We start from the raw sequence: 12,875 nt of genomic DNA on the forward strand, positions 1-12,875 counted from the left end.
GAAAAGGAAAAAATAATTTCAGTGCCAGACTGGAAAAATGTTTGGTTTAGACTTACGATCGCTGGCTCTATTTAGAGTGGGTTTAGCAAAGGAAGTCAGAAGTTAGAAGTTGTGTTGAGAAAATTAATAACTAAATAATTAAAATGACAGTAATTATGGAAAAGGAAAAAAATAATTTCAGTGCCAGACTGGAAAAAATGTTTGGTTTAGACTTACGATCGCTGGCTCTATTTAGAGTGGGTTTAGCAAAGGAAGTCAGAAGTTAGAAGTTGTGTTGAGAAAATTAATAACTAAATAATTAAAATGACAGTAAGTATGGAAAAGGAAAAAAATAATTTCAGTGCAACACTGGAAAAAATGTTTGGTTTAGACTTACGATCGCTCGCCCTATTTAGAGTGGGTTTAGCAAAGGAAGTCAGAAGTCAGAAGTTGTGTTGAGAAAATTAATAACTAAATAATTAAAATGACAGTAATTATGGAAAAGGAAAAAATAATTTCAGTGCCAGACTGGAAAAAATGTTTGGTTTAGATTTGCGATAGCTGGCTCTATTTAGAGTGGGTTTAGCAAAGGAAGTCAGAAGTCAGAAGTTAGAAGTTGTTTTGAGAAAATTAATAACTAAATAATTAAAATGACAGTAATTATGGAAAAGGAAAAAATAATTTCAGTGCCAGACTGGAAAAAATGTTTGGTTTAGACTTACGATAGCTGGCTCTATTTAGAGTGGGTTTAGCAAAGGAAGTCAGAAGTCAGAAGTTAGAAGTTGTTTTGAGAAAATTAATAACTAAATAATTAAAATGACAGTAAGTATGGAAAAGGAAAAAATAATTTCAGTGCAACACTGGAAAAAATGTTTGGTTTAGACTTGCGATAGCTGGCTCTATTTAGAGTGGGTTTAGCAAAGGAAGTCAGAAGTTAGAAGTTAGAAGTTGTTTTGAGAAAATTAATAACTAAATAATTAAAATGACAGTAATTATGGAAAAGGAAAAAAATAATTTCAGTGCAACACTGGAAAAAATGTTTGGTTTAGACTTGCGATAGCTGGCTCTATTTAGAGTGGGTTTAGCAAAGGAAGTCAGAAGTTAGAAGTTAGAAGTTGTTTTGAGAAAATTAATAACTAAATAATTAAAATGACAGTAATTATGGAAAAGGAAAAAATAATTTCAGTGCAACACTGGAAAAAATGTTTGGTTTAGACTTGCGTTCGCTCGCCCTATTTAGAGTGGGTTTAGCATTAGTAATTATTGTAGAATTAATTATCCGTGCAGGAGATTTAACAGCTCATTATAGTGATGCCGGGGTGTTGCCTCGAACATTACTCAAGGAAATTTCAAACCCTTTTTATTGGTCAATAAATTCAGTTAGTGGTGAAGCTTTTGTACAGGGTTTAATTTTCTTATTTGCTGGATTGATAGCTATAGCTTTGCTAGTAGGATATCGAACTAGATTAGCAACTATTGCTATGTGGGCTTTTATTATTTCTATTCATAATCGAAATCCAGTCCTAATTTTTGCTGCCGATCATGTACTACGCGCTCTACTTTTCTGGGCAATGTTTTTACCGTTAGGAGCGAATTATTCAATAGATAGCGCTCTTAATTCTTCAACAGAAAAATTACCTAAACGTGTTGCTTCTGCTGCTACTGTAGCGCTAATGATTCAAATGGTTTTAATTTATGCAGGTTCGGCAGCTTATAAGACTAAAAGTGAGATTTGGTGGCCTGATGGAGATGCAGTCTATTATGCTCTGAATTTTGATGGCTATGCTACACCATTTGGACAATTTTTACTAAGTTTTCCTGAGCCGATATTAAAGTTACTAACCTGGGCAGCTCTTTGGTTTGAATGGTTAGGACCTTTTATGATTTTTATTCCTATTGGAATTACATTTTTCCGCTGCGTTTCTGTTATTTCTTTTATTCTTTTACATATTAGTTTTGGTCTATGTTTTGAACTAGGAATATTTCCTTATTTAAGTGTTATGAGTTGGTTGGCTTTTATTCCTACGGCAGTTTGGGATAATTGGCAGGAAAAAATCCAGACAGATGAACGGCAAGGATTGAGAATTTATTATGATGCAGACTGTGGATTTTGTAAGAAAGTTGTTTATCTGTTACGCACTTTTTTGATATTACCAGGAACGCCATTAAATACTGCTCAAACTGATGAATCTATCTATGCTGATATGCAGGATAAAAATTCTTGGGTTGTTGTAGACTGGCAAGGAAATCGACATTTTAAGTGGGAAGCTTTGGTTTATGTATTTAGTTTGTCTCCTATCTTTAAACCTTTGGCTTTCTTGATGGGATTATCAGCGATAATGCCTCTAGGAACAAAATTTTATGAATCTATTGCTAATAATAGAAAATTTGCTGGAAATTTTACTAAACCATTGCAATTTCGTCCTCTATATGTACGTCCTTTTCTGGGTTTAAATATCATCGTATTTTTACTACTTATCTATACTTTGACTTGGAATGTTAAAGGTTTTGTTAGGCAAACTTATCAAAGAAGAGGAGTACAAAAGCAGGATTTAATCGCTAAAGTGCACAAATTATTTCGACGTAGGACTTTTCAAAAATTGGATGTTTTTGGTAAGCTCACAAAGTTAGACCAATCTTGGAGTATTTTTGCACCTGCTCCACCACGAGATGATGGTTGGCACGTTATTTCTGGGAAGTTGAAAAATGGGAAAGAGGTTGATGTTTTATATGAGAAAGGAGAGTCTATAAGTTGGGATAAACCGACGATGAAACAATTTAATAACCTATATAAGAATATGCAATGGCGGAGTTATTTTCTTACTCTAAATCGAGCTATTGGTCGAAGGCTTTATCCTTATTATGCAGAGTATGTTTGTCGTGAATGGAATAGGAAGTATGAGAGTGCTGAAAAATTAGAAAGTTTGGATATTTTCTTTATGGAGGAGAGAACTGTACCACCAGGAGAAATACAAACTGTGGAAAAGAAAAATATTATGCAAAAGTCTTGTTCGGATGAGCAAAAAGATATTTAGGGAGAAGGTCATTTCAGTTATCAGTTATCAGTTATCAGTTATCAGTTTTTAGTACTTCTGCAATCAGAAGACTTGAAAATACGGAGTATTCTTTTTTTATCCTCTTAAAATGAGGAGGCGTAACTACCCAATTTTTAGGTTACTAGATATGCTATTTAATTCTTACGTTTTTATCTTTTGTTTTTTACCTTTAACTCTGATTATATTCTTTGGTTTAACGAGATTTGGTTTAATTAAGGCTGCCAAAGTTTGGTTGACTGCTAGTTCTTTTGCTTTTTATGGTTATTGGAATGTTGCTTATTTGCCTTTGCTGATAATTTCAATTTTGTGGAATTATCAAATGGGGAAATTTATTGCTGAGGCTAAACCAGAAAGTAAGCAAGCAAATGTTTTACTTTGGGTAGGTGTAGCTATTAATTTAGCCATAATTTCTTATTATAAATATGCGAACTTTTTCTTGGATACTTTTAATTCAGTAGTTTCTACAAATTTGAATGCTGGGCAAATTATTTTGCCTTTGGCTATTTCTTTTTATACTTTTACTCAGATAGCTTATTTAGTAGATGCTTATCGTGGGGAAACAAGAGAGACAAATTATGACCTTTTAACTTATAGTTTCTTTGTAGTTTTCTTCCCTCAATTAATCGCTGGACCTATTTTACGCCACGATGAACTTATTCCTCAGTTTCGTCAATTGCGTAATTTTATTTTTTCCCAGAAAAATATGGCTTTGGGTTTAAGTCTTTTTAGTCTGGGATTGTGTAAAAAAGTTTTGATAGCTGACACTATATCTCCATGGGTAGCACTAGCTTTTAATCATGCTGCTGATTTGAGTTTTATTGAAGCTTGGGTGGGAGCTTTAAGTTACACTTTTCAGCTATATTTTGATTTTTCTGGTTACTCTGATATGGCGATCGGTTTGGGGTTGATGTTTAATATTAAATTACCGATTAATTTTAACTCTCCCTACAAGGCTACTTCTATTAGTGATTTTTGGCGAAGATGGCATATTACTTTATCCAATTTTCTCAGGGATTATTTATATATTCCTCTCGGTGGAAGTCGTCGTGGAGAAGTGCGTCGTTATAGTAATCTTTTGACAACGATGCTGTTAGGTGGATTATGGCATGGTGCAGGTTGGACTTATGTAGTTTGGGGAGGTTTACATGGTATCTATTTATGTATTAATCATGGTTGGCGAAAGTTAAATATTCCGATGCCGAAAGTATTGGCATGGGTAATTACTTTTGTTGCTGTTATTGTTAGTTGGGTTTTATTTAGAGCGCAAAATTTTCAGGATGGTCTAGATATTTTACAGACAATGGCAGGTATCAATGGAGTAGTTATACCAGGGGAAGCTAAAGGTAAATTATCTGTGTTAACTAATTTTGGTTTTCAACTCCAATCTTGGAAAAGTATGACTTATCTACCGGAATTTTTGGGTAGTAAAATTTTCTCAATTTTGACTTTGATAGGTTTAACTTTTTCTGTAAGTTTCCTACCCAATACTCAGGAAATTTTGGCAAAGTTGAAACCTACATGGTGGTGGTCAGTTTGGATTGGTGTTTTGACAAGTGTGGCTTTATTATCGCTGAATCGTGTGTCTGAATTTCTTTATTTCCAATTTTAATAAACTTAGATAGATATGAGTACAAATAATCAACTTAGTTCTAGTTACTCTCAACCTTTAACTGCCGAAAAATATTTGGCAAATAAAAAAAAATATCGTCGATATAATTGGCTGTTTTTATTGTCAGCTATACTACCTGTAGTAGCAGTAGGAATATTCAATATTGTTGTATATCCTTATGATGTATTTAATACTCCCAATTTTTTAGGAATAAATCATTCAAAACCTCGGAAAGATAATAACGATCGCCTGTTTAAAGCAATTGATATTATTCGCATTAAACCTGTAACAGTTTTGATGGGTTCATCCAGAACAAAACGCGCTATAGACCCTAACTATCCAGCTTTAAAAAATCATCAGCCAGCTTATAATGTAGCACTTACTAAGGGAAATTTCTATGAGTTACGACGCTATTTAGAACACGCGATCGCTAATCAGAAAAAATTAGACTTAGTGATTATCGGCTTAGATTTTTTTATGTTTAATTCATTGATACAAACTAGGGAAAGTTTTTATGAACAGAGACTATAAAAAAATATATTACCTTGGAATATTTGTTGAATATTACCTTTTCTTTAGATGCATTTTTTGCAAGTCAAGAAACAGTAATTCATAGTAATAAAAATCTACCAAATAATATTTTTGATGGAGAAAATGGATTTATACCTTATCTAAATGTTGATCCTAAAAACTAAGTCTAGATTTGAAAAATTATGAATAGTTATTATGAAGGTTACTATACAACCTATGAACTATCTCCTAAATTACTAGATGAATTCAAAAAAGTAGTCGATTTATGCAAAAAATCAAATTAAATTAATATCATATATTTCTCCTGCTCATGCAACTCAATGGGAAATTATTAAAAGTTCTGGTCAGTGGTCAACTTTTGAAGAATGGAAACGTAAAGTTGTAGAAATTAGTGATGTATTCGATTTTTCTGGATATAACAGTATCACATCTGAGACTATTCATAATAATATGGAAAATTATACAGAGAATTCTCATTACACTCCTAAAGTAGGAAATTTAATTTTGAATAGACTCCTCTCTTACAAAGAAAAAGAAGTTCCACAGGATTTTGGAATCTTAATTAATTCAGAAAATATTGAATCTCATCTCGCAAAAATTCGTCAAGACCGAGAAATTTGGGCTAAACATCATTCTGATGAAGTGAAGTTAGTAAAAGAAATTAAACAAAAGTTTGATGCCTCGCTAAAATAGATGAAAATTATATTGAAGATATTAAATTCACTAAAATCTACTTTAACTGGGATTTAAATATGAGCATTAATAATCAACTTAGTTCTACTTACTCTCAAACTTCATCTCCCCAAAAATCAGAAAAATTGTAGGAAATAAAAGAAAATATCTTCTATATAATTGGATATTTTTATTGTCGGTATTTATGCCTATAGTTACTGTAGGATTGTTCAATATTCTTGTCGATCCTTATGATGTTTTTAATACTCCTAATTTATGGGGAATAAATCATTCAAAACCCCGAAAAGATAATAACGACCGCCTTTACAAAGCAACTGATATTATTCGGATTAAACCTGTTACTATTTTGACTGGTTCATCTAGAACAAAACAAGGTTTAGACCCGAATCATCCGGCTTTAGAGAATGAGCAACCTGCTTATAATTTAGCTCTTAATGGTACCAATATTTATGAATTACGACGTTATATAGAACACGCGATATCCAATCAGAAAGAACTAGATTTAGTTATTGTTGGCTTAGATTTTTTGATGTTTAATTCATTGCGTAGAAATCGAGGAGTTTTTTCAGAAAGGAGATTAGAAAAACAGTATATTTTCTTCAAAGATTTTATTAATGTAGCATTTTCTTTAGATGCTGTGCAGGCAAGTAAAGAGACTATAATTGATAGTAAGAAAACTCCACTAGAATATCCAGATTACGGAGAAAATGGATTTATGCCCGAACTAAATCTCGATCCTGAAGAAACTCAGCAGAGATTTACAGGAAACATCTTCCTGTATTTTAAAAGTCCAGACTCTAGGTATCAACTATCCACTAAATTCTTGGATGAATTGAAAAAAATAGTAGATTTATCTGAAAAAATCAAATCAAGCTAATGTTATTTATCTCTCCCTCTCATGCAACTCAGTGGGAAACAATTAGAGCAACAGGTAAATGGTCAACTTTTGAAAAATGGAAACGTGAAGTTGTAAAAATTACTCCTATACTTGATTTTTCTGGATACAACAGCATCACAACTGAACCTATCCATAATGATATGGAAAACTATAGAGATAATTCTCATTACACTCCTAAAGTAGGGAATTTAATTTTGAATAAGCTCCTCTCTTACAAAGAAGAAGAAGTTCCAGAAGATTTTGGAATCTTAATTAGTCAAGAAAATATTGAATCTCATCTCGCAAAAATTCGTCAAGACCGTGAAGTTTGGGCAAAAAATAATCCTGATGAAGTGAAGTTGGTAAAGGAAATTAAACAGAAACATGATGCTTCGCGAGCAGAAAAAAATCAATAAAAGCTATATAGGGTTTCTGAATGGGATGTAAAAACTGAGTCCTATTTAAAAGGGAATAGGGAATGGGGAATGGGTAATAGTAAAGAAGGAAAACAGCATGAAATAGTGAAAAAGACAAGTGAATGGATACCCAATAAACACTCTTTTTTATTAGAAAAAATCTGAATCTAGATTTACATCTCAAATCAAGAAACTATATATATATATGAACTGAAATATATTGGAGATAACATGAGTATAAGTCGTCTAGTTAGTTATATTTATTCTAATGTTTCCGTTCCCAAAAAGTTAGAAAAATATGCGGCAAAGAAGAGAAAATATCGCCGATATAATTGGATATTTTTACTGTCGGTATTTCTCCCTGTAGTTACTGTAGGAGTATTTAATATTGTTGTCGATCCTTATGATGTATTTAATACTCCAAATTTCTTGGGAATAAATCATTCAAAACCTCGAAAAGATAATAGCGATCGCCTATATAAAGCAACAGATATTATTCGCATCAAACCTGTAACTATCCTCATTGGTTCGTCCAGAACAAAACAAGGTTTAGACCCTAATCATCCTGCTTTAAAAAATGAACAACCTGCTTACAATTTAGCTATCAATGGTATCAATGCTTATGAATTACGACGTTATTTAGAACACGCGATCGCTAATCAAAAAGATTTAGATTTAGTTATTCTTGGCTCGGATTTTTTCATGTTTAATTCATTGCTGGAAAATCGACCAGGCTTTTCTGAAGATAGATTAGAAAAACAGCATATTTCTTTGAAAGATATAATCAACATTGCCTTTTCTGTAGATGCACTTTCAGCAAGTAAAGAAACGATAGTTGATAGTAAAAAAACTCCGTCAGATGATATTGTCTCTGGAGAAAATGGATTTATGCCTTATCTAAATCCTAACCCAGAAACAACTCAGTGGAGATTTAGAAATGGCATCAATGTTTATTATAATTTTCATGCTCAATATGAATTATCTACTCCATTAGAGGAATTAAAAAAATAGTAGATTTGTGTCAAGAAAATAACATCAAGTTAATACTATTTATTTCTCCTTCTCATGCAACTCAATGGGAAGCTATTAGAGCAACAGGTGAGTGGTCAACTTTTGAAGAATGGAAACGTGAAGTGGTAAAAATTACTCCTGTATTTGATTTTTCTGGGTATAACACTATCACAACTGAACCTATCCATAATGATATGGAAAACTATAGAGATAATTCTCATTACACAAAAAAGTAGGCGATTTAATTCTCAACCGGATTTTATCCTATCAAGAAGAAGAAGTTCCAGAAGATTTTGGAATTTTAATTAATTCAGAAAATATTGAATCTCATCTCACAAAAATTCGTCAAGACCGTGAACTTTGGGCAAAAAATAATCCTGATGAAGTGAAATTGGTAAGAGAAATAAAACAAAAATATGATGCAAAAATCAGCGAAAAAATAAATGAAAACTAGATTTAATTACTAATTTTATTTGCAAGTAAATATGATTATGAATAATCGACTATCTATTCACCCATTTCTTAGGGAATTTTTATTTCTTTTGTACCCTTATTAATTTGTTCTATAATCATTACTGAACATATGTTTAGTGAGGGACTTATTTTTAAAAGCCATGATATGGAAGCCCATGTTACATGGTTAATTCATTTTTCAAGACACATTGCGGAAGGGATTTTGTACCCGAGGTGGCTAGCTAATACTAATTATGGATACGGTAGCCCAGATTTTGTATTTTATCCTCCTGGAGTTTACTACATTGGCTCTTTTCTAAAGCTAGCAGGAATAGATATTCAGAAAACGATAACTTTCCTATTTTTACTAGCATCTTTATTGGCTGGTTTTAGCTGTTATGTTTATGGTCGAAACAAATGGGGTAAGAGAGTTTCTTTATTAGCTGCATTAGCTTATATGACATCTCCTTATCTAGTCCTAAATATATATCAAAGAGCTGCTTTACCAGAGACATTTGCTGTAGCACTATTTCCTTTGGGATTATTTTTGACAGACCAAGCTTTTGGCAAACCAAAATGGAGAATAGGTTTGGCATTTTGTTTCGCAGCTTTATCTTTGACACATGCACCTAGTCTACTTCTTTACACTATTTTTTGGTTTTCATATGTAATTTGCTTCTTACTAAAATATTCTTGGAAAGCTATTGTAATAACCATCGCATCTGGAATGGTCGGTTTAGGAATAGCATCCTTCTACTTATTACCAGCTATTCTGGAAAAGAATTTAGTAAATGTAAATAGTATGAGAGAAGTTTCTGGAGGCTTTCAAGACAATTTGATATGGTCTCCTGGAAGTTGGACTAATATATTTATGAGGACTACAATAACAGATATTTTTACATATCAACTATTAACTATTATTGTTTTGACAATAATAATATTTTTTGCTGTCGGCAGGAACCTAAAAAATTAAAGAAGCTAGTATTTGGTTGATTTTTTTAGGAACTTTATTATTTATGATGACTTATCCCTCTGTAAAGATTTGGCAAAGCAGCAGAACATTGCAAATGGTTCAGTTTCCTTGGAGACTCATGGGAATGTTTTCATTTGGAGTAGTTGCTATGCTGGCAATTGCTATGAATAGAGTTTTGAATAGCAAATCCCAACTAAAGTTAATTTTATCTTTAATTGTAGCAGTAATTTTTATAGCTAATGCTACTTATTTCTATAGTTTATCTAGAGCTTTACCAGGTTTTAATAATGCTGGCAATCCAAAGAAAGCTGCATTTAACCCTAAATATAATGTAATCAAGCTTGCTCTTGAGGAAAAAGAAATAAGTCAATTTAGTCAATTTCGAGGTAGGGTTGAGTATCTACCATTAACACCAGAAGGAATAGCTGCTAAACCTATAGCTAGACAACCTCATATTTCTATTCTTAAAGGAGAAGCCTTAATAAAGCTTGACCAATGGCATAGTTACAACAGAATTTTTAATGTCTCAGCAACAGAAGATACGCACTTAAAAATACGAACTTTTTACTATCCAGCTTGGCATTTATATGTAAACAATAAACCCTATCCTAGAATTGTATCTGATGATGGAACAATTGAACTTAAGCTAAATCCAGGTGAGTATACAGTTAAGCTGTTTTATTCTTGGACTTATCCATTTTTCGTAGGTATAATTATTAGTGTTTTTAGTATTATTATACTTGCGACATACTGGTATAAATTTGCTTGAAGCAATAATAAAAATTCTTAGTCGATCAAACTATATATTTCAAGTAGCAAGTCAAATTATTCCATAAGTTATTAGTAAAGAATTTTTTTCTTCTCTTGGTCGATTGAATATGGTTAGGTAACCCATCAATCCCATCCTAGGTCATGCTCCGCAAACGACCGCTTTTTCTCCATTCATGGAGAGGCTTTATACCTTAATTTTTCGGTAATAAATCACAGATAATTGGCTACCAAGAATTAAAGGTATCGTAATTCTGTAGTTTCACTCACTCCAAATTTAATTCCTAGTAGTTGAGCTTATTCTTATTATTGTGGAGTTTTTATGCTTGTTTTAATAACTTTTCTAGTTGTTCATAGTTGATGCCTAATAAACTTTTTGATTCTTGTGGATGATTGTGAATATACTCAACCATGCAGGTCATAATTGACCACCAAAAATTACATTTTTTATTACTCTATCACAATTGATTTATTTTTCGGAGATATCTATTCAGTAGATACCCTTATTTGCTTCTGCTAATAATTTTAATTTTCTTTAATTATCCAGTTTTTAGATTTATTCCGGAAACTAAATCAGAAGCTAGAAGAATGTTTTGTCAACATTTAGAGAAGTTAAGTAATTGGGTAAGCTTGTGGCACAAGAAACTACTTTGAAAGGTTTCTTATCCAAAACATCTAAGATTCTCCCTAAATTCTCTTTTCCACCCTATTTAATTGAAGGGGGGATAGTTTTTCTAATCTTTGTAGCGACTTTAATTATAAATTGGAGGATGATTAGGCATGGACTTAATCTTAATTTCAATGTCGATATTAAGTGGCATCTTACATGGATTCAACATTTTTCTCAACAACTCTCTGAAGGAATTTTATATCCTAGATGGCTTGCTGGAACTAACTACGGTTATGGTAGTCCTACCTTTGTATTTTATCCACCTTTTGTTTACTATCTTGGCTCGTTTCTCAAATTAAGTGGATTAAATATCCAAGATACTGTTATTACTCTTTTCTCCTCAGCACTTTTCTTATCAGGTTTAACTTTTTACATTTATGGTCGAAATAAGTGGGGAAGGATTGCTGCTTTAGTTGGTGGATTGGTTTATATGACATCACCATATATTGCTCTTGATATCTACTGGAGAGGAGGTTTAGCATCTATATTTGTTCAGGTATTGATTCCCTTACTTTGGTGGCTAACTGAGCAGTCTTTCTCAGGGAAAAAGTGGAGATTGGGATTAGCTATTTGTTGGACAATAATTGCCTTAACTCATACTCCAAGCTTGTTGCTTTGTGCAATTGTCTGGCTGTTTTATACATTATTTTTTCTACTCAATAAACCTTGGAAAGCTGTAGTAGAAACAATTTTATCAGCAGGTATAGGATGGGGAATAGCTTCTTTCTATTTACTACCAGCTATCCTGGAAAAACGTTTTGTTAATATTGAAGTAATGAGGGGGGTTGTCGGAGGAGTTAAAGAGAATTTATTTAATCTAACACAGCTTTTTACTCTAATTCAGAATAATTATCGGGCTGCTTATATCTTTCTTCATGAGTTTTTAGCAATTGCTCTGTTAATAATAATTGCTTTTGTTTTCTGTCGCCGTCAGTCCGCTATTCTTCAGGAAACTTGCCATTGGAGCATTTTTGCACTTACTTTAACTTTTTTTATGAGTTCCAGGTCTGGGTTTATCTGGCAATCTAGTCCAACTTTACAAATGGTTCAGTTTCCCTGGCGATTATTACAAATTTTTTCTTTTGTTGGAGCTGTCTTATCTGCAACAGTTTTCAGTGGAATTCTTAAACTTCGTCTGCGTTCTCGATTTTTATTATCCCTAGTAATTGTTGTAATTTTGCTGATGAATTTTAGGTACTTTCATAAACTATCCAATGAATATATCGCACTTCGTAAGCCAGGAAAAGCTAATATTGAACATCTTCAATATATCAAAACAATTATGAATGACCCCTACACAGATAAATTGAGGGATGTTGAAGAGTACCGTCCTCTTCTAAAAAATGGTTCTTCTTCTCCACCAGTTCCGCTCATTGGTCAACCCAAGATTTCTGTTGTTAGTGGTCAGGCAAAAATAAACATCCAGGAATGGCAAAGCTACAATAGAATATTTTCCGTGACTACAGAAAAACAGTCCAAGATTAGAGTCCGAACCTATTATTATCCAGCTTGGCGTATTTATGTTAATCAGAAACCTTATCCTTTGAGCATGGCTAATGATGGGGCAATTGAACTCAAGCTAAATCCGGGTGACTATACAGTTAGACTTTTTTATTCTTGGACTTATCCATTGATAGTCGGTGTAATTATTAGTATTTTTAGTATTATCATACTTGCGAGTTATTGGTATAAATTTGCTTGAAGCAATAATAAAAATTCTTAGTCGATCAAACCATATATTTCAAGTAGCAAGTCAAATTATTCCATAATTATCCAGTTTTTAGATTTATTCCGGAAACTGAATCAGAAGCTAGAAGAATGTTTTGTCAAAATTTAGAG

General features: G+C 32.5%; 12 protein-coding genes. All 12 read left to right on the forward strand.

Annotated elements, in window-relative coordinates; translation table 11 throughout:
• Positions 1 to 315: 315 nt before the first annotated feature.
• The 12 genes from SAGCYANO_RS47230 (at position 316) to SAGCYANO_RS00860 (ending at position 12,738) form a co-directional block, all read left to right on the forward strand.
• Positions 316 to 438: a hypothetical protein gene (locus SAGCYANO_RS47230; protein WP_255502434.1), complete on the forward strand. Its 123-nt coding sequence runs from the start codon at positions 316 to 318 to the stop codon at positions 436 to 438.
• A 743-nt stretch (positions 439 to 1,181) separates the two neighbouring features.
• Positions 1,182 to 3,014 (forward strand): HTTM domain-containing protein, encoded by a 1,833-nt coding sequence (locus SAGCYANO_RS00810; RefSeq protein ID WP_202218356.1) that lies wholly within the window; start codon positions 1,182 to 1,184, stop codon positions 3,012 to 3,014.
• 148 nt (positions 3,015 to 3,162) lie between these two features.
• Positions 3,163 to 4,644, forward strand: coding sequence for an MBOAT family protein (locus tag SAGCYANO_RS00815; RefSeq protein ID WP_202218357.1), 1,482 nt, complete (start codon positions 3,163 to 3,165; stop codon positions 4,642 to 4,644).
• Positions 4,645 to 4,659: 15 nt separating this feature from the next.
• The gene (locus SAGCYANO_RS00820) at positions 4,660 to 5,175 is read left to right on the forward strand and encodes a hypothetical protein (protein ID WP_202218358.1); all 516 of its coding nucleotides are present in this window, start codon (positions 4,660 to 4,662) and stop codon (positions 5,173 to 5,175) included.
• A 450-nt stretch (positions 5,176 to 5,625) separates the two neighbouring features.
• On the forward strand, positions 5,626 to 5,868 hold the full coding sequence (locus SAGCYANO_RS00825; RefSeq protein WP_202218359.1) for a hypothetical protein: 243 nt from the start codon (positions 5,626 to 5,628) through the stop codon (positions 5,866 to 5,868).
• 184 nt (positions 5,869 to 6,052) lie between these two features.
• Entirely contained in the window at positions 6,053 to 6,745 is a 693-nt protein-coding gene (locus tag SAGCYANO_RS00830) for a hypothetical protein (protein ID WP_202218360.1), read from the forward strand.
• Positions 6,745 to 7,161: a hypothetical protein gene (locus SAGCYANO_RS00835; protein WP_202218361.1), complete on the forward strand. Its 417-nt coding sequence runs from the start codon at positions 6,745 to 6,747 to the stop codon at positions 7,159 to 7,161. The genes SAGCYANO_RS00830 and SAGCYANO_RS00835 overlap by 1 nt, the downstream gene beginning before the upstream one ends.
• Positions 7,162 to 7,392: 231 nt before the next feature.
• On the forward strand, positions 7,393 to 8,172 hold the full coding sequence (locus tag SAGCYANO_RS00840) for a hypothetical protein (protein ID WP_202218362.1): 780 nt from the start codon (positions 7,393 to 7,395) through the stop codon (positions 8,170 to 8,172).
• 5 nt (positions 8,173 to 8,177) lie between these two features.
• Positions 8,178 to 8,408: a hypothetical protein gene (locus SAGCYANO_RS00845; RefSeq protein ID WP_202218363.1), complete on the forward strand. Its 231-nt coding sequence runs from the start codon at positions 8,178 to 8,180 to the stop codon at positions 8,406 to 8,408.
• A gap of 440 nt (positions 8,409 to 8,848) precedes the next feature.
• A complete protein-coding gene (locus tag SAGCYANO_RS00850; protein WP_237395475.1) occupies positions 8,849 to 9,598 on the forward strand; it encodes a 6-pyruvoyl-tetrahydropterin synthase-related protein in 750 nt (249 codons plus the stop codon).
• Positions 9,599 to 9,692: 94 nt separating this feature from the next.
• Positions 9,693 to 10,367 carry a hypothetical protein gene (locus SAGCYANO_RS00855; RefSeq protein WP_237395477.1) on the forward strand — a complete coding sequence of 225 codons (675 nt, stop codon included), beginning with the start codon at positions 9,693 to 9,695 and terminating at the stop codon, positions 10,365 to 10,367.
• Positions 10,368 to 11,136: 769 nt separating this feature from the next.
• Positions 11,137 to 12,738, forward strand: a complete 1,602-nt coding sequence (locus SAGCYANO_RS00860; protein ID WP_202218366.1) for a 6-pyruvoyl-tetrahydropterin synthase-related protein — start codon at positions 11,137 to 11,139, stop codon at positions 12,736 to 12,738.
• Positions 12,739 to 12,875 lie beyond the last annotated feature (137 nt).

The organism is Okeania sp. KiyG1 (genome assembly GCF_014132355.1).
GTDB lineage: Bacteria > Cyanobacteriota > Cyanobacteriia > Cyanobacteriales > Microcoleaceae > Okeania.